The sequence below is a fragment of the Alicyclobacillus fastidiosus genome (assembly GCF_026651875.1).
Classification (GTDB): Bacteria; Bacillota; Bacilli; order Alicyclobacillales; family Alicyclobacillaceae; genus Alicyclobacillus; species Alicyclobacillus fastidiosus.
The window spans coordinates 5,663,541-5,680,960 of record NZ_CP104067.1 but is presented as its reverse complement, the minus strand read 5'-3'; the positions used below and the strand labels follow the sequence as shown (position 1 = coordinate 5,680,960).

General features: G+C 54.6%; 16 protein-coding genes and 1 riboswitch. Of the genes, 7 read left to right on the top strand and 9 right to left on the bottom strand.

Features of this window, described 5'->3' with window-relative positions; all coding sequences use genetic code 11:
- Positions 1–63: 63 nt before the first annotated feature.
- The 4 genes from clpP to polX all read right to left on the bottom strand — a co-directional run bounded on the left by clpP (position 64) and on the right by polX (position 4,591).
- Positions 64–645, bottom strand: coding sequence for an ATP-dependent Clp endopeptidase proteolytic subunit ClpP (gene clpP / locus NZD89_RS27580; protein ID WP_268005818.1), 582 nt, complete (start codon positions 643–645; stop codon positions 64–66).
- A gap of 35 nt (positions 646–680) precedes the next feature.
- On the bottom strand, positions 681–1,472 hold the full coding sequence (locus NZD89_RS27575; RefSeq protein ID WP_268005817.1) for an RNA polymerase sigma factor: 792 nt from the start codon (positions 1,470–1,472) through the stop codon (positions 681–683).
- A gap of 75 nt (positions 1,473–1,547) precedes the next feature.
- On the bottom strand, positions 1,548–2,801 hold the full coding sequence (locus NZD89_RS27570) for an MFS transporter (protein WP_268005816.1): 1,254 nt from the start codon (positions 2,799–2,801) through the stop codon (positions 1,548–1,550).
- 104 nt (positions 2,802–2,905) lie between these two features.
- The gene (gene polX / locus NZD89_RS27565; protein WP_268005815.1) at positions 2,906–4,591 is read right to left on the bottom strand and encodes a DNA polymerase/3'-5' exonuclease PolX; all 1,686 of its coding nucleotides are present in this window, start codon (positions 4,589–4,591) and stop codon (positions 2,906–2,908) included.
- A gap of 248 nt (positions 4,592–4,839) precedes the next feature.
- On the opposite strand from polX, the gene NZD89_RS27560 reads away from it, so the two are divergent.
- The 4 genes from NZD89_RS27560 to NZD89_RS27545 all read left to right on the top strand — a co-directional run bounded on the left by NZD89_RS27560 (position 4,840) and on the right by NZD89_RS27545 (position 6,681).
- Positions 4,840–5,118: a hypothetical protein gene (locus NZD89_RS27560; RefSeq protein ID WP_268005814.1), complete on the top strand. Its 279-nt coding sequence runs from the start codon at positions 4,840–4,842 to the stop codon at positions 5,116–5,118.
- Between the two features lie 103 nt (positions 5,119–5,221).
- A complete protein-coding gene (locus NZD89_RS27555) occupies positions 5,222–5,656 on the top strand; it encodes a spore coat protein (RefSeq protein ID WP_268005813.1) in 435 nt (144 codons plus the stop codon).
- 65 nt (positions 5,657–5,721) lie between these two features.
- Positions 5,722–5,997 (top strand): hypothetical protein, encoded by a 276-nt coding sequence (locus NZD89_RS27550; protein ID WP_268005812.1) that lies wholly within the window; start codon positions 5,722–5,724, stop codon positions 5,995–5,997.
- 48 nt (positions 5,998–6,045) lie between these two features.
- A complete protein-coding gene (locus NZD89_RS27545) occupies positions 6,046–6,681 on the top strand; it encodes a spore coat protein (RefSeq protein ID WP_268005811.1) in 636 nt (211 codons plus the stop codon).
- A 231-nt stretch (positions 6,682–6,912) separates the two neighbouring features.
- Here NZD89_RS27545 and NZD89_RS27540 read toward each other — a convergent pair whose 3' ends face one another.
- Positions 6,913–7,674 (bottom strand): Fpg/Nei family DNA glycosylase, encoded by a 762-nt coding sequence (locus NZD89_RS27540; RefSeq protein ID WP_268005810.1) that lies wholly within the window; start codon positions 7,672–7,674, stop codon positions 6,913–6,915.
- 71 nt (positions 7,675–7,745) lie between these two features.
- The gene (locus NZD89_RS27535; RefSeq protein ID WP_268005809.1) at positions 7,746–8,618 is read right to left on the bottom strand and encodes a GNAT family N-acetyltransferase; all 873 of its coding nucleotides are present in this window, start codon (positions 8,616–8,618) and stop codon (positions 7,746–7,748) included.
- Between the two features lie 337 nt (positions 8,619–8,955).
- Here NZD89_RS27535 and NZD89_RS27530 point away from each other — a divergent pair, with 337 nt between their 5' ends.
- A complete protein-coding gene (locus tag NZD89_RS27530) occupies positions 8,956–9,207 on the top strand; it encodes an SPFH domain-containing protein (RefSeq protein ID WP_268005808.1) in 252 nt (83 codons plus the stop codon).
- A 257-nt stretch (positions 9,208–9,464) separates the two neighbouring features.
- On the opposite strand, the gene NZD89_RS27525 is transcribed toward NZD89_RS27530, so the two are convergent.
- Positions 9,465–11,258, bottom strand: a complete 1,794-nt coding sequence (locus NZD89_RS27525; protein ID WP_268005807.1) for an SLC13 family permease — start codon at positions 11,256–11,258, stop codon at positions 9,465–9,467.
- An 86-nt stretch (positions 11,259–11,344) separates the two neighbouring features.
- The gene (locus NZD89_RS27520; protein WP_268005806.1) at positions 11,345–14,260 is read right to left on the bottom strand and encodes an EAL domain-containing protein; all 2,916 of its coding nucleotides are present in this window, start codon (positions 14,258–14,260) and stop codon (positions 11,345–11,347) included.
- A gap of 75 nt (positions 14,261–14,335) precedes the next feature.
- Positions 14,336–14,430, bottom strand: a riboswitch (cyclic di-GMP riboswitch).
- Positions 14,431–14,589: 159 nt separating this feature from the next.
- On the opposite strand from NZD89_RS27520, the gene NZD89_RS27515 reads away from it, so the two are divergent.
- Both NZD89_RS27515 and NZD89_RS27510 read left to right on the top strand, forming a co-directional pair.
- Positions 14,590–14,940: a P-II family nitrogen regulator gene (locus NZD89_RS27515; protein ID WP_268005805.1), complete on the top strand. Its 351-nt coding sequence runs from the start codon at positions 14,590–14,592 to the stop codon at positions 14,938–14,940.
- Between the two features lie 17 nt (positions 14,941–14,957).
- The gene (locus NZD89_RS27510; RefSeq protein WP_268005804.1) at positions 14,958–16,232 is read left to right on the top strand and encodes an ammonium transporter; all 1,275 of its coding nucleotides are present in this window, start codon (positions 14,958–14,960) and stop codon (positions 16,230–16,232) included.
- A 116-nt stretch (positions 16,233–16,348) separates the two neighbouring features.
- On the opposite strand, the gene NZD89_RS27505 is transcribed toward NZD89_RS27510, so the two are convergent.
- The gene (locus tag NZD89_RS27505) at positions 16,349–17,356 is read right to left on the bottom strand and encodes an NADP-dependent oxidoreductase (RefSeq protein WP_268005803.1); all 1,008 of its coding nucleotides are present in this window, start codon (positions 17,354–17,356) and stop codon (positions 16,349–16,351) included.
- Positions 17,357–17,420 lie beyond the last annotated feature (64 nt).

Genomic DNA, 17,420 nt, shown 5'->3' with positions numbered 1-17,420 from the left:
CGGGAAGAGTCGGGCGGCCGCCCTGTTCCACTGAACGTGTGGCAAGGGGCCGCCCGCACTGTTTCAACGCATCGCGACGACGTCGTCAATGAGGCCGTATGCCAAGGCCTCTTGCGCACTTAGGAAATAGTCGCGGTCGGTGTCTCGCTGAATCCGTTCCTTCGGCTGCCCTGTATGATGCGTGAGGACCTGGTTGATTTTTTCCCGCGTCTTGAGGATCCAATCCGCGTGAATCTGGATGTCCGACGCCTGGCCGCGCGCTCCGCCGAGCGGCTGGTGAATCATCACCTCGCTGTTTGGCAGTGCAAATCGCTTTCCTCGGGCGCCTGCGGTCAACAACACGGCGCCAAAGCTGGCGGCCATCCCAATGCAGATGGTCGAGACGTCCGGCTTGATGTATTGCATGGTGTCGTAGATGGCGAACCCAGCCGTGACAGATCCGCCCGGACTGTTGATGTACATTTGGATGTCTTTGGCGGGATCGTCTGCGGCGAGGAAGAGCAACTGTGCGACGACGGCGTTCGCTAAATCATCAGTGACCTCTTGGCCGACGATGACAATTCTATCTTTTAACAACCGAGAATAGATGTCATAGCTGCGCTCGCCGCGACTCGTCTGTTCGATTACGTACGGAATCAAGCTCATTCGTATCCCTCCACTGAAGCGTGTATGTCCCGGAATTACGCCGCCAGCGCCCTATCGAGTCCGGGGATGCGCGAACTTCCCTCAGCATGGTATCGGCGCGAAGCGGGTCGACCAGTCACCTTTTGGAGTGGCATGCCGAGGACGCGCTCACTGGCTCGCAGCACAGCGGTGGCATCTACTTGTGCGAGTTGCAGGAGCGTATGCGTGTCACCGCGGCGAACGGCGTGTACATAGGCCTGTAGGAGAACAGGAGCGACGAGTCCGCCAGTGTGCTGACTCCGATGGCCGCCCATTTCGCTCTCGCGAATGCGCCCCACGTGACTTCTCGCTCGGCGCAGTGACGCTTTCACGGCGGTTTCCGTCATCTTCATCAGCTGCGCCACCTCGCTTGTCGAGTACGCGAGAATATCGCGAAGCAGATAGATGGAGAGCTGACGGGCGGTGAGGTGCGTGAGGAGCATGCTGATGGCCTCCTCTGAGGCGACGCCCGTCGCGGGGTCATCCTGGACGACACCGGTTTCTTGGCAGGCCAATTGCACCTGATAGCGGCGCTCGATCCCCCTGCGTTTTTGCACGTCTGTCCACACGTTCTTGGCGATGCAAAACAGGTAGGCCGTGGCATTAGGATGCGGCTGCGACCCCATCAAAAAGGGTAAGGCGCGCACCATCGTCTCCTGGGCCAAGTCTTCTGCGCCGGCTGTGCTACCCGTTAGCCGCCCACAGTATCGCAACAGGACCTTGTGAACCGCGTTTAACTGTTCATCGCGAAGGACCGCATGTTGTTCTGACGGGACAGATGCCGTCAAGCTGACATCGACAGTCGGCATGGTCACATCCCCCTTTCCGGTTGACTTACTCTATACACGATTTAGAGGGCGGTTTAGATACGGGGTTCAAAGAAATTACCCTTCAAACGGACGATTCGCCGCTTCTACTGTCTTTCCCACTTTGTGGTCCTTCGCCCCAGCCAGCCACACCAACGCTATGCAGAGGACGAATGCGGCGATGACCAGCCACAGAGGAATCCGCGGGTCGATGCTGTACGTCCATCCACCAATAATGCCGGCGGGGGAAGTGAACGCCAGGATCAACACGTTCAGGACGGACAACATGGTGGCGCGGTGTTCGTCATCGATGGCGTTGGCCACGACCGATTCGACGTATGGATTGGCGATGATGGTACCGATGGCGGCGAGAATTGTGCTCATGACCACCCACGTGAAATTGCCTTTTGGCGTCCACACGAGCATCGCATTTGCGGCGATGAGACAAAGAAAGCCCACGTTCATCAACGCTTTGGCTTGCTCCTCGCGGAACCTCGGCATCGCAGCGAAGAGCAGGGCCACCATGGCGATGGACGAAATGGCAGGGAATAAAGAAATGAGGGCAGCCGGGATGTGTAGGTACTCTACTTGATAGACGGAGACAAACGTCGTGCGAATGGTGGTTTGAATGTTCCACAGGACGTAGACCGCAAAGAGCAGCATCAGGGCGCGATCCCTGAGAATCTGCTTGAGCACCATCCAATACTCCTCTAGATCTTGTCTAAAGTGTGCTTTGTTGCGCTCTTTCATCTTGCGAAGGCCGATATCCGTCTCATGGAGCCCCAAGTGCCGAAAATAGATCATCGCGCTCATACTGATGCACGCAAATGCGTACATCATGCGCGTGGCAGGAACGAGGGAGAAGTGATTGACCAAGATGCCGCCGATGGGCGCGAATAGGCCACCTACCACACTGACAATCTGAAGTCCTGTGAACACAACGGTTCGTTTATCCGGTTCTGTGTCCTCTACCAACAGGCAATACCACGCTGTCGAAGGGATGCGCTGAAAACTGTTCAAAAAAGCCGCCAGGACAAACCACCAGAAGTTCTGGGAAATTGCCCACAATAGCGTCCCAAAGGACCAACTGACGACGTCAAACATCCACAGCGCCTTGCGGCGCCCCATCCTATCCGTCAAATAGCCGCTGATAAACGCCGAAAAAATTTGCAGGAGCAGACTGAGAGTGGTCACGAGGCCAAGTTCGGTGTCTGTAACGTGTAATCCCAACATGTAGACGGATGCGTACGTCGTGTACATGCTAGAAGGGATGACAAAGAGTGGTTCGATGAATACACAGGTACGTGCGTTGCCTCGTATTTGTCCTAACATTCCGTCACCCCGTCACACTTCCATGGCTCTTTTTATGATACGTTCGACATCCCATCGAAAGAAAGCGGAAAATTCAAGTTCCGGTCGATGTCCCAACGAACGACCTATTGCCCCTTCAGTCGCTTCATTAGTCCGGTGTGGGACAGTGTATTGAGGACGTCGCCTTTGGTTAACCATCCGCGATGTGCCATGCGGATGCCGTATGCCATATTCGCGAATTCGTTCGGATGATGTGTATCCGTGTCGATGGCGATGGCGACACCCGCCTGTGTAGCTCTGCGCAAGATGTCCTCGGAGATATCCAACCGGTTGGGATTGGCGTTCAACTCTAGTGCGACGCCATGAAGGGCCGCCTCTGCGACAACTTTCTCGATGTCCACCTCGTACCCTGCGCGCCGACCGATGATGCGTCCGGTGGGGTGGCCAATCACGTCTACGTATGGGTTTCGTATGGCCCTGACCAGTCGGTTTGTCATCTGGGATTTCGACTGGTACATGGCGCCGTGCACGGAGGCTATCACGATGTCGAGGTCAGCGAGAATGTCGTCCGGCAGATCTAGGGAACCGTCGGCCAATATGTCCACCTCGATGCCATGCAATAGCTTAACACTTGCTGCGCTTTGAACGCGTTTCAGTTCCGCCCTCTGGGCAAGTACTCGTTCAGGCGTCAGACCATTGGCGATGGAGAGGGACTGTGAGTGGTCGGTGATGGCGATGTACGCATACCCAAGCGTTTCCGCGCGCTCGACCAACTCTGGTATCGACATGGAACCGTCGCTCCAATTGCTGTGGACGTGGAGATCTCCCTGAATGTCGTCAGCCTGTACGAGTGTAGCTGGATTCTGTAAGAGCCCGCGGTCGGAACGGAGTTCGGGCGGAAAGAAGGGGAGGCCGACGAGCGCGTAGATCTCCTCCTCGGTCGCGGGTGATATCCTTCTGCCACGCATGTCGCAGATGCCCGCCTTCGTCCACGAATAGCCTGCTTGTCTCAACAATCCCTTGATGACTTCGTCATGTATCTGATCACCCGTCGTTTCCATCTGTCGCTGTGCAAAGTCGGGCGGATCAGCCACGTAAACGCGAACCGTCAGAGGGTTATCTGACGGGCCAATATTCCATTCGTAACCGTCATCTTTAGGCGTTGCGTGGTTTGCCTCGCACCACGTTTGAAAGGGGGTTCTGTCGTGGACTGACACAACCATCTCCAAGCGTTTGCACATCGGCACGAGCCGTCGAGCATCGCCGGTGACGCCCACCTGATCTACCCCGCTCAATGCCTCGAGGGAGCGCTGGAGCTCGAGAGCCGCAGGCCAAACCTGCGCGATGGGATAGCTGTGCATCCGTTCGAGTAAGACCGCGACGTCACGTTTCATTCGGTGAATTTTGGCAGCGGAAAAACCAGGTTTGTGAAGGAGCCGGTTCGACGATAGAGCCGCTTGCAACGCTGCCAAGGAATCGACGTGGTGGTTGTGAATCAGCACCATGGCGGTCTTTGGGCCGATTCCGGGGACCCACAACAATTGATGTGCCGTGGCGGGCACTGAGATCTTCAAGTGCGCCATCGCCGATTTTAGTCCTCCCTCCATGCACCACCTAATCAGGTTGAGGCTGTCCGGCCCGATGCCTGGAACAGATACGGACCGACTGATGATGTCTTCGAGTCGAAACGAGGATTGCAGTAGGGCGGCTGCGGCATTTCGGTAGGCTGTGACCTTGTAATGATTTTCCCCGGAAATCTCGAGAAGGTCCGCAATCTGGCGAAGGTTCGCCGCGATGCTCTGTTTGTTCATAGGCATTCACCGCCGGACTAGAGTGTAGGGGTGGGAAGGTAGGTTCCTAGACGAGCACGGATACCCATTCAGCATGGTTCAAATGGGCGGATTTCATCCTGATGAACCGCGGGAGTGGTTCGATGGATGAGCCCGTACACGTGGATGCCTCGGCACTGTCCTTGTGCGCTTCAGGGCGGATGTTGTGAGGATATGGGAGCGCATTTGCATAGAGTGCCACATATCTCTCGTCCGAGGAGGGCTATTTGGTGAGTGACATGAATGAGGTGACAAAAGGAATAGGCGATTTGCTGATTTCCGACGTGCTGTCCCGGCATGGTATCCAGCGTGAAAACAGGCGGCCTATTTCTGAAGAACAGAAGCAAAAGATTCGAGAATTGGTCGAGGACCTGCAGGCCCAAGTTGACCAGTTTATGAAACAGCAGTCCATGAAGACGACGCAGGTCACACACGGCGGGAACACCGCTTCCGAACCGAGCGACAAGGCGGCACCCTCTCGTAGACGGGTTTCCTTTAAGCGTAGTTAAGTCGGACCCGACGTCCAAATTGTGTTCGATTCTAGGAGAATGACCCGTACAAAGTAGCCTTTCACGTAATACCGTGTGGTATCACAAGTAAGGAGTGAGTGAGTTGGCAAGTCATAAGAAATGGTCCGCATTGGACCCAGGTAGCGAACATCCTTGCAGCCCAAGGGCCACTGTAGCCCAAGCAGCAACGGAAGCTATCAAGACGGTCCAAAGCAATGATGAACACATCCTTATTAAGGATTCCTGTGACGTCACCGTGACCACCACGGACACGCAGGCAGCGGTCAACCTGCAGGTAGCCATTCAACTGGCCATCGCGCTGATCATCAACATCTCAATCGCCGATGGACAACAAGCGGATACGGTTACCCAAGAACTTCTGCAGCGCATTCGCACGAAACAGGATATCCACCAGAAGACCGTTGTCGAAAACTCTCGTGGAATTACCGTCACAACCACTGCAACGGAAGCAAGCGTCAACATCCAAGTCTTGCTCCAAGTCCTGTTGGCTATCATTGCAAAACTGGAGATCCTCTAAGTTCGGTGGGATTCAGATGCCGCCCCTCTTGGGGCGGCCGTTTCCAAATGGAGGGTGGGGAGAACATGTCAGATAAGAAGGAAGTAACGACCAGTTCCATACCGATTTTCGATCTTCTCTACGACCACTTGATGAAAGGTGACGCGTCGCAATTGGCTGCCGGAGAGGTAAAGGAACGTATGGAGTGGCTGAAGAACACCGTGGAATCGGAAGCGAGGCGCGTGTTTGAGGAGCATGGCATTGCGCTGCCTAATGCCCCGCAGCAAACGGAGGAGACTGAGAAATCACCGCAATCAACCCGGAATCGGAAACGACTCGTCTGGCCGCGTCACAACGGCTAAAGCCGTCGATATCCGGGCGCCGTGTGTGGTCCGGAGGGGGTGTGTGGGATGAGCTCACAAAGCAAAAAGAGACGAAAACGGCACGACGAACTGTCTACCGACAAGCGGCGAGATGCGAAAAAGTCACATCACAGACGCCATCGCGGAGGCCTGTCGTTTGGCTATGACTATGACATTGATAAATCGGAAGGGCTCTACTTGCCGAAGAAGTACCTCACAGGCAGGTCTTGTGGGCTACCAGTAGACCATCTGCGGGGCCGGGGCGACGACTCCGAGGATTTGATGTGCACCGCCGAGGCGAAAACAGTAGAGTCGACGGTCTTTGAATCCGCTGAATTGGTGGAGTGGACCGACGAGGAATCGTATATCGTCATCGTCGTTCGGGACTCCTGTGACGTGGAAATCGTCAATCAGGACTTTATGGCAGCACTCAATCTCCAATTTAGCTTACAACTGGCACTTGCAACTGTGTTGAGTGTGACCGTTGCAAGCCATGAGACGGCATCGAGTATCGTGCAGGACATCGTATCGCGGATGACCGACGTGCAGCGGTTGCGCAGGGTGATTCAGGTTGAAAATTCAAAATCGGTAAAAGTCCATATATCGAGCGCAGAAGTCGCGTTCAACATTCAGATTCTGCTACAGTTTTTGTTAGCACTCATCAATCAGGTGGAGGTTGCCTAAGACTTGCAGACGTTGGACGATTACTGGGCGAACCCGCCTCATGGCGGGATTTCGTCAGTCCTGCGACCGGCTGTTTTTGCGCCCTCGAACCGAATGATGCGAGACAGCTCCAAATGAACATTCTCGATGCCCCATGTAAGACTAGGCGGGGCTCTTTCGCTTGAGAGGGCCCGCCTAGTTTTAGTGTTGACAGTGTGGACAATAAAACACTTTGCGCTTCTGGTGGGCCGTTTAAATGATCAGATGGCCACAGCGCAAACAGGGTTCGTTTCCTCTGTCGTAGACGAGGCACTGGTCGTTGTATCTACCCGTGAATTCATCCCCTTGGAAAAAGGGGAATTCCATGTACCCGCCAAAGCTGATGGCGCGCTCCAGGACGGCGTGCATGGCGCGATGCAACGCGGCGATGGTTTCGGGTTGGATATCATGTACCCGTCGCAAAGGCAGGACGCCAGCCTCGTGGCAGATTTCGTCCGAGTAACAGTTGCCAATGCCGGCGATACAGTGTTGATCGACGAGGGCAGCTTTCAAAACGCCCCGTTTGCGCCGGAGCACCTGCTGAAACACGGCCTCCGTGAAGATTTGCTCAAACGGTTCAGGGCCCAGGTCTTTAAATTTCTCCTCTAGTTGCGCGTAAGTGAGGAGGTGGAGATAACCGAGGCGCAGACCCTGGAAATACAGTTTTCGCCCGTTTGCAAACGACAGAATCACTTGGCTCTCGTGCTTAGGCACATCTTCGGTAGAACCGTAATACATCCAACCTCCGAGCATGAGGTGCACCACCAATACGTAAGGCGCATCCAAATGAAACACGATATGTTTGGCTCTACGGCGAACGTGCGTGATTTGGCGCCCGGTGACCTGTTGAACGAACTGGTCTGGCGCGATGTTAATGGTTCGTTGCCGCCTGATTTCGGCCGAAAGGACAGGCATCCCGACGACGGTCTGCGTCAACAGCGATTTGTAAGTCTCCATTTCTGGAAGTTCCGGCACGGTTTCACCCCTTCGCTGCTCCTTAGCATGGGCGAAAGGTCGTTTTTGCAACCGTGTAGGCTACGGACTGACTATAAGCGCTTCTCGTAATAATCGTTGGCCCGCAAGATTTGGAATCCGCATGATTCGTACAGTGTCAAGGCGCGGGCATTCTCGCAGGCGACCTCCAGTTCGATCACGGTCAACCCGGACTGCAGAGCGGATTGGACAGCGAGCGATAACGACTGCCTGCCATAACCCCGGCCTTGGTATTGAGGTGCGATGCCGAAACCGTAGATGAAGGCCCGACCGTCCCCTGGCTGGTTTACAGACAGTGCACCAATCGTGATCTTCCCGAGTAAAATTTTGTAACACTGTGCGGACGCATCGTCCAACTTTGCTTCGAGGTAGTCGATATTGCTTGCGATTTTTGCTCGGAAACTCTCCGCTAGGATGGATGCTACGACAGGTATGTCATCTCTGGTGATGGGGCGGAGTTGGACCTCATCTGCTTGTTGAGCAATGGGTGTGCGTTCTAGTTGCATCCAGTATTCGGAGAATGCGTAGACCGCTCCGATGGACTCGAGAAATGCTTTTCCAGATGCAGACCCGTTTGCGTTGATGAACACCATCTTCGGAACACTTCGACGGCGTATTTCGTCGATTGCACCGGACACGAGCGAACTGAATACGCCTAGTCGTCGCATGGACGGGTGTACCATGCCGCTGATTTCTACTTCTTTTGCCTGAAACTGATAGAGGCCGAGGAATCCCACGAGCTGTTCGCCTCGATAGGCCAAGAAGTCGTTCGTCTCAGCCTCGGAGCGCGATTGGAGCATGCTCTGGTTCAGTTTTAGGTGGATGTCATCAGCTTGACTGCACACGGCTTCGAGGTTCTGAATGTCATCGATCTGGCGAGCTGTCAGACCGCGACTTTGCACGACTTGTACGTGGTGTTCTGACATGCGAGCACTCCTTGCGATGGATGTCGGGCGCCATCCGGGGTGGCCGACAAAGACATTTGATGTTTTGTAACATTATACCAGAGATGATTAACATGTTATCGTTTTGGAAAAAGTAAACATGCGATAACGGCGAGGGCAAGTGGTCCGATTCGTGATGTGCTTAGCCCTTTGCCGAGTATCGTCTTGGTATAATGACGCGAATCGATATCATCGGACTCGCGCACGGTCTATACTCGTCTTACAACGGGGGCGATGCGCCGACAATTGACACGAATAATTGTCATAGTGTACTGTACAGCATTTAATTTGGGCAATCTCCATCGCAGTGATACTAATTTTGGTAGGTGTTTTGCTGGCGTCTGCTATCCACGTTGCAGATCAGTGGGAGAAGGCAGTCGTCTTGCGCCTCGGTAAGTTTCAGAGGCTAGCCGGCCCAGGTATGTTTCTCGTCGTCCCCCTCGTGGATACGGTGCCTAGATGGATTGACCAACGGATGTTCACCACGAAATTTACCGCGGAGTCGACGCTTACGAGGGATACGGTGCCAGTGACGGTGGATGCAACAGCAACCCAGTCGCCATTCAGTTGAGGGCGCTCAATATCCTGTATGAGGGATTGAAAGAGAAGGCATCGATGATTGTCGTTCCGAGTTCACTGGCTGACGCAGCCAACATCGGGAACGTCATGGGCCTTGTCGGCGCCGACAAGTTGGCCGCCATACAGCACGGCGACGAGGCGTGAGAGTGGCCGTCACGCCCTCGGACGGTGGCTTTCAGGTCGCAACCCAGTCCATCGAAAAACCTCATGGCGGCTTGACGGGCAGCAGTTCTGCAAGCCGTCATGATCTTACGCCACAGCCGAGAACGGCCAAATGACTGGCACTAGTAACAGTGTAATGACGAAGAAGCAGACGGTGAGTGGCACGCCTAGGCGCGCGTAGTCTTGATATCGATAACCGCCAGGCTCCATGATGACCAAAAACACTTTGTGACTGATGTACGTGATGGGGGAGGCGGTCACCGCCACAATGACCGTCACGACGAACGGGAGCGGACTGTAGTGCAGGCTAGTCGCGGTCTTCACCATTACCGGCGTCAACAGTAGCGTCGTTGGCGTGTTGCTCATCACCTGTGTCAACAACGCGGTGATGGCAAAACACACGGCGAGTAGCGCATAGGGGCCAAAGTGACCGACCATTCGGGCGATTTCATCGCTTAGAAAGCCCAAGATACCGGTCTGTGCCATCGCCTGTCCCAACGGGATCATCGCGGCGACAAAGACGAGAATATGCCATTCCATCGAACGATAGACTTGCTCAAAGCTTAAAATTTGCAAGATGACCATCAGGCCGAGACCGAGCAGACCGGCGATGTCTATCGGGAGGATGTTGAATGCGGCAAGTGCGAACGTCAGTGCGAGAATCAGCAAGCTTAGTATCCCTTTGCGCCGTACCCGCGGCGTATGCGATTCAGCCGAGAGCATTAACAATCCTTCGTCTTCCGACAGCGATCGAATGTTGTCTTTGTGACCTTGCAATAGCAGCATATCTCCAGGTTGCATGGCAACGTGTGCCAAGCGTTGCGTGATGGTTTGTCCGTTGCGCCAGAGGGCGAGTACCGCCACTTCGTAGCGATGGCGGAAGTCCAATTCCTCCAACGTGCGATTCGCGAAATCAGACCCCTGTCGGACGAGCGCTTCCGCCACCAGGCCAACAGGTGTGTCTTCGAGGCTCTCGTGGACGTCCGACTGCACGGAGAAGTCCCGCGTGTCGTCAATTTTCAACAGTTCGTCGCGATGTGCTTGAACCAATAGGATATCGCCGGCGCGTAACACGGTATCCGCTTGTGGAAACTGCACCGGGTCATCCCGGAGGACGCGCACGACGTTGATCCCGTGTTCGCGAAAAAAACGAATGTCCCGAAGTTCGCGACCATCCCAATCCGATCCCGGCAGTATGTGCAACTCCGTCAGGTATTCATCAATGCCGATAGAGCCGCGACTTGACGTCGCTTCGGTATTTGGCAGCAGAAATCTGCCTATGGTCAAAATCACCAGCATCGCGGTCGCCATCAGGCATAAACCCACCGGAAAGATGGAGAAGAGGGGGAGTGGATGAATGTGCGCCTTCGCTAGGAGCTGATTCGCGACGATGCTGCTCGCACTACCCACCATCGTCATTAGCCCACCCATCATCGAGGTGATGGCGAGCGGCAGTAGAATTCGAGAGATTCGGATCTTCAGATGTCGCTCGAAACCGAGGACCACCGGTAAAAAGATGGAGACAAACGCCAAATCGCTGATGATGCTCGACATCAGGCCGCCAACCAGCATGAGTAACGACAGGAGGCGCCGTTCACTCCTGCCCGCCACGCGGGTGATCCAAATGGACAGCGTATCTGTGATCCCACTGCGAATCAGCGCCTGCCCAAGCGCGAGCATCGTGGCGATGACGATGATAGCCTCGTTGCCGAAGCCACTGTACAGATCTTTATCCGACACAACTCCGGTTATCCCCAGTGCCAGGAGAATAAACACCCCAATAAAGTCCACACGTACACGATTTGACACCAGCATGATCATGACCACGAGCAGGATTCCGAGCGTTTCCCAGCCTGCCAGTGTAAAGGAGGAGTGAGCCATCGACCAAACCTCGTTTCAAGGGCGCCGTACGCCGCAAAATCGATTTTAGAGGAATCTAGTATAACGCACTTCATCTATCCGGGTGATTATACGGAGGCCTCGTTTCGAAAGAATGTGCCGATATCGCCTGTCATAAAATCACAATCTACACCTTGCCCCGCTCTCAATTTTACCGCGAACTCGTTGAGCACGGGGATTAGCTGGTCTCTCGCCGAATGGCCGAGCGCGAATTCGATGCCGTATTGGTTGAGATCGTCACCCATCTCTTCCGACCAGACGATAGCCCCATCCAGTTCCGTCATCGACCCGAGAATTTTGACGATGAAGTGTAACATGACGCCGTGGTTGGCTGGAAACCTCAAGTTTGAAACAAACCGAAGTCCGCCAGGCCCGATGTCCATGATTAACGCCTCTGTGTAGCCGAGCGACAGTTTTTTGGAGTTGACCGCCGCGATGGTGACCTGACCGACGAGCGGATGTGGCGTTGCCACACGAAAGTGCTTCCGCCTGTTCGGAAGTTGGGCTCGGCTCTGGTGACTACATGGAATCGGATGGAGCACGCCGACATCGAGTAACTCTTCAAATTTTTCTACAGGTAGCGGCCGACTGAACAAAAACCCTTGTACTTGCTCACATTTCTCGTCCTTTAAGAACGCGAATTGGCCGTTGGCTTCAACCCCCTCCGCCACGACAGTCAGATTCAGACTGTGGGCCAGTCGAATGACCGAGCTGACGATTTGCGTCGGCGCCCAGCGGACTGGGACGTGGGTCACAAACGACTTGTCCAACTTGATCCCGTCCAATTCAAATCGCTGAAGCCAGCTCAAGGACGAATATCCTGTTCCAAAGTCGTCGAAGTAGATGGCGATACCCATTTGGCGCAACCGCCTGATGGACTCAACGATAGCCGAGTCGTTCGGAATGATGGTCGTCTCTGTGATCTCAAACTCAATGCGCTCAGGTTTGACGTCAAATTCACGCAAAATCGACCAGACGGAGTCGACGAAGTCGTCGACCAGAAACTGTTTCGCCGAAATGTTTACGGACACTCGGATGTCAGCCATCCCGGACTTGGACCATGTGTGTATCTGTCGGCACACGGTTTTTAAGATCCAGTTGCCGAGCGGGACAATGAGCCCGGTTTCCTCTGCGATGTGAATGAACTCAACCGGAGAGACAAGTCCCCAATCGTCGTGCTCCCAACGGATCAGTGCCTCTGCCGCGACAATCTTCCTCGTTATCGTGTCCAGTCGCGGCTGATAATACAGTACAAATTCCTCATTCTGTAAAGCCTTGCGGAAGTCGTTGGCCAGTGAGAACTCCTTGTAGGTTCCCGCGGTGAGGGTGGACAAATAGGCCTGCAACGTGTTATTCCCTCGCTCCTTTGCGCTATGCAGTGCGATGTCTGAGTGTTTGATGAGGGTTTCGGCGTCCGGCCCGTCCGCTGGGTAAAAGCTGATGCCGATGCCGGCTGTCAAGTACACGGTGTATTGATCCACTTGAATGGAATCCTCCAGCCGGCTAAGCAGGTTGTTCGCCAGTTCAAACACACTGTCCTTATCGGGCAGATTCGGGATGAGGATTGCGAATTCATCGCCGCCGATGCGCGCTGCTACGCATTCACCGCGAATGTTGTCGCGAATGTGCTGGGCGATGTACCGGATGAGCTTGTCGCCGACAGAGTGCCCCAGCGTGTCATTGACATATTTAAATTTGTTCAGACTCATGGTCAGGACGGCCAGTTCTGAATGATGTTTTGCCGCCAGCCCAATCATGGCGGAAAGTTGCTCTTCGAAAGCCCGCCGATTCGGTAAATCGGTCAGGTAGTCGTGGTCTGCGATGTAGTTCATGAGTTCCCTTGTCTGTCTTCGTTCGGTTATATCGTGAAAATTGACGATGCATCCGTCGATTCCGGACCCTTTATACAAATCGTGAAATGTCGTTTGGCAAAACCGCCAAACGCCGGACTTGTTGCGAAACCTCAACTCCGCGCTCGATTTCTTCTGAAGTCCCGTTGAGATGTTGTCGATGTTGGCCTCACAGGTAGGCCTATCCGACGGGTGAATCAATTGCAGGAAATCGGTATTCACGATTTCGTTGATGGCAAAGCCAAGTACGTTGGCGATGGCTGGACTGATGTACTTAATCTGCAAATCGTTCGACAAAATCACAAACACGTCGGACGAGTGGCGAACTAGGGCTTGGAATTGGCTCTCGCTGTCGAGGAGCACCTCCGGTGCGTTGTTCGCTACGCCCACAGGGGTATAACTGGCCACTGCCCCGACAATTTTCCCACTGGTATCGCGAATTGCGGACAAGCAAGTGGTTACATCGATAGCCGTCCCATCTCGAGTCAGTCGGACGCAGTCAAACCATATCGTGCCGCCGTGTTTGAGCAGCGTTCTGTACAGTTCCAGCGTTGCGTCCTGGTGCTGTACAGGCACGAACGGTGGCTGTCGGAAGAGCAATTCCCGCTCTGTCCAGCCGAATAGGTCCTCCGTCGCACGATTGACCCGGACGATGCGGAGGTCCTGGTCGATCACGACGAACGGGTCTGGATAATTTGCGTAGAACGACTCGGTCGGGTGGAGAAGTGCAGTATTTTTGCCACTCTCCATATATCTCGTCACGTCGCGCAGGGTCCCCTCAATGCGAATGAGATCCCCGCGTTCATCGTACTTGCACTGAGCCGTATACTGCACATACGTTTGCCGACCGTGGTGGAGCGTTCGGTATCTAAAGCTGCGCCCAAGGCGCTTGCCCTGACTGATCTGATTCCAGAACTGTTTGACGAGCTCTTGATCCTCTGGATGGATTCTCTCGACGAATACGTCCGGGCTCTCGGAGTACCCGCGGTCTGGCAAACCGTAGATTTGATATACCTCCAGCGAACAATGCACCTCCCCCTTCTTCACGTCGTATTCCCACCGGCCGACGTTGAACATTTCTTGATAGTCGTCGCGGATTGTGGATTTCCGATTAAACCATGCCCTGGCTTTCACATCTTTGCCCCCTAAATTCGCTAAATGGCTAGACACAAAAAAAAACGACACCCGTGATACGGGCGTCGTTCCGGTCACGGTAGCTGGCTGGCGTATCTGCCTATGTAGAGCAGAGGTAGCCCCTGTAGCTTTGCGTCCACTTCGTTTCCAAAGGGTTGCCTTTTTCGATGTTGCGCCAAATTTCGACATAAATTTACAGGATCCTTTGCGTAATATTTGAAATTTGTGACGAAATAGGCTGTCGGGCTCAAGAAGTTGTGGAAATGGATCTGATTATAGCTAGACACACATTCACTTTCCTGTACAATCTGCGTAAAGGAGCGATGTGTGTGAAACGGATCGATGCGGTGATCCGCCCGGAAAAACTGCAGGCCGTCATCAAGGCCTTGAGGAAGACAGGGGTTAACGGATTCACAGTCATCCCAGTACAAGGGAGGGGGCAAGAGCGCAATACACACGGGGTGTACCGGGGACACACGTACGATATCAATCTCCATCCAAAGATCAAACTTGAGATAGTGGTCTCCGACAATTATCTAAACCGAACGATAGAAGCCATCATAGATTCGGCTCAAACAGGAGAAATGGGAGACGGGAAAATTTTTGTCTATGAGGTGCTTGACGCCTACAACATTCGGACGGGTGTCGTCGATGAAACGATAGACGAACTCAAACGTTAAGGGGGAGCGGCTAGCGTATGGAGAACGCCCTAAACACCGTCTGGGTGGTCCTTACGGCAGCACTTGTGCTGTTTATGGAGGGCGGATTCAGCCTCTTAGAGGCGGGACTTGTCAGAACAAAGAACGCGGTCAACGTGACGATGAAAATTTTTGTCGACTTGACGTTTGGGGCACTTGCATTTTACTTGGTGGGTTCCCATCTATTATTTGGCCGCGACACCCTTCACGTCGTTGGATTCGGGCATGTCCTGGCTCCAAGTCACTTGTCACCGGAAGCTTTTATACTATTCCAAATTGGATTTGCCATCGCGGTTGCCTCCATTATTTCCGGTGCCGTCGCAGAGCGGTTTCGGTTCACGGCGTACATTGTGACGGTGTGCCTCACCTGTGCCGTGATCTATCCCGTGTCCGCGCACTGGATTTGGGGAGAGCATGGTTGGCTGGCGGATTTAGGCATGGAGGATTTCGCGGGATCCGCGGCCATCCACGCAATGGGAGGGTTTATGGCGCTCGCGCTCGCACTCGTGGTGGGGCCCCGGAAGAATCGATTTAACCGCGACGGAAGCGTGAACGTGTTTGCTCCAAGCAACATTCCTCTCGCGTCGTGTGGCGCCTTTATCCTTTGGTTTGGCTGGTTTGGTTTTAACGCGGGAAGTACGCTGAGCGCCGTCAATGTGGACTTGGCTAGCATTGCGCTGAATACGTTCTTGGCAGCAGCCGCGGGCGGCATGTCCGCGATTCTCTTCAGCACCTACAGGTTTAAAGTCGCTGATCCGAGTATGACCATCAACGGCTCTCTGTCCGGCCTCGTGGCTGTGACTGCGGGCTGTGCGTATATTGGCCCGTACGCGGCTATCGTCCTCGGCCTTGTCGCTGGCGTCTTGGTCATCCTCGCCACGGGTTGGGTCGACGCCCTCAAGATTGACGATCCTGTCGGCGCCGTCGCCGTGCACGGGTTTGGCGGCGTTCTTGGCACCCTGGGAGTCGGCTTGTTCGACAGGTCGCAAGGACTCTTTACAACGGGCCACGTGCGCCTTCTTGCGGTTCAACTGCTTGGCATTCTCGTCGTCTCGGCTTGGGGATTTAGTTGTGCATTTTTGATGGGGCTAGCGCTCAAGCGAACGATTGGAATTCGGGTCGGTTCGGCGGAGGAGGAAGCGGGTTTGGACATCGTAGCGCACGGAATCCCCGCTTACAACGAGCTCGAGCGCTTTAGTGACGGGAACCAGCTTTCCTTCATGGACGAATTCCAAACTGTAGAGAAGAAGCAAGAGTCTTCAGCGAAATATTAGCACGTACTTCATGCTACCCTTGAAGTACAAAGGCGAGTATTTAGGGGACGGCGATTGCGCCGTCCCCTAGGCCTGCCCTCGATGACAGGAGTGGATGCACGCGTGTTTTCCTTCTGTCACACGCGCACGATTTGCTTTCCTAAGTTGGCTCCGGTGAACAGGCCGAGGAACGCTTCCACGGTTTGGTCAAACCCTTCTGCAATCGTCTCCTCAAACTTCAACTGGCCGTCGCGGTACCACTTCGCCAACTGCTGTACACCTTCCGGAAAGCGGTCCGCGTAATCTGTGATGATGAACCCTTTCACCAACGCCCGGTGAATCAAAATTGGCGTCAAAAGGCGTGGGCCGACGTCCGGTTGTTCGAGGTTGTACAGAGCGATTTGGCCGCAGACGGAAATTCGCGCTCCCGTGTTGAGATTGCGGAATGCGGCATCACTGATGTCTCCACCTACGTTGTCGAAGTAGACGTCAATACCGTTGGGACACGCGTGCTTGAGCGCTCTGGTCATATTTTCTGCCGTTTTATAGTTGATGGCCTCGTCGAATCCGAGTTGTTCTGTGAGATAGCGGACTTTTTCGTCCGATCCGGCGACGCCCACCACGCGGCAACCGAGAATTTTCGCGATTTGCCCGACTGTCATGCCGACCGCCCCGGCAGCTCCGGACACCACGACCGTCTCGTTGCGCTGTGGTTTGCAGATGTCGACCAGCCCGAAGTAGGCCGTCAGCCCCGTCACGCCGAGCAATCCCAAGGAAGCGGTGATAGGGGCGAGAGCTGGATCGATTTTCCGGAGGTGTTTGGCAGGGACGATTGCATATGTTTGCCAGCCGAATTGGCCGCTGACAATATCGCCTGGCTGCAGGCGGTCGTCGTTTGACTCGACGACTTCAGCGACTGCGCCGCCGCCGACAACGCCGCCGATCTCGTAGGGAGGTACGTAGGATTTCGACTCGCTCATGCGGCCGCGCATGTAGGGATCGACCGAGAGGTAAAGGGCTTTCACGAGAACTTCACCGGGGCTCGGCGACGAGAGTAGGACGGTTTCCGTGCGGAAGTTTTCCGTAGTCGGCTTGCCCTTTGGGCGGCTGGCGAGCACAATGCGCCTAGCTTCAAGTTGCGACATTTTTCACACCTCCAAGGGATACATAGGGTGTCGTGTGGAATCCTTTCACAGTATATCATGGGCG

What these genes read in the sequence shown, in the direction of transcription:
- clpP (WP_268005818.1), bottom strand. Translation starts at nt 645, where the DNA reads ATGAGCTTGATTCCGTACGTAATCGAACAGACGAGTCGCGGCGAGCGC.
- NZD89_RS27575 (WP_268005817.1), bottom strand. Translation starts at nt 1,472, where the DNA reads ATGCCGACTGTCGATGTCAGCTTGACGGCATCTGTCCCGTCAGAACAA.
- NZD89_RS27570 (WP_268005816.1), bottom strand. Translation starts at nt 2,801, where the DNA reads ATGTTAGGACAAATACGAGGCAACGCACGTACCTGTGTATTCATCGAA.
- polX (WP_268005815.1), bottom strand. Translation starts at nt 4,591, where the DNA reads ATGAACAAACAGAGCATCGCGGCGAACCTTCGCCAGATTGCGGACCTT.
- NZD89_RS27550 (WP_268005812.1), top strand. Translation starts at nt 5,722, where the DNA reads ATGTCAGATAAGAAGGAAGTAACGACCAGTTCCATACCGATTTTCGAT.
- NZD89_RS27545 (WP_268005811.1), top strand. Translation starts at nt 6,046, where the DNA reads ATGAGCTCACAAAGCAAAAAGAGACGAAAACGGCACGACGAACTGTCT.
- NZD89_RS27535 (WP_268005809.1), bottom strand. Translation starts at nt 8,618, where the DNA reads ATGTCAGAACACCACGTACAAGTCGTGCAAAGTCGCGGTCTGACAGCT.
- NZD89_RS27525 (WP_268005807.1), bottom strand. Translation starts at nt 11,258, where the DNA reads ATGGCTCACTCCTCCTTTACACTGGCAGGCTGGGAAACGCTCGGAATC.
- NZD89_RS27510 (WP_268005804.1), top strand. Translation starts at nt 14,958, where the DNA reads ATGGAGAACGCCCTAAACACCGTCTGGGTGGTCCTTACGGCAGCACTT.
- NZD89_RS27505 (WP_268005803.1), bottom strand. Translation starts at nt 17,356, where the DNA reads ATGTCGCAACTTGAAGCTAGGCGCATTGTGCTCGCCAGCCGCCCAAAG.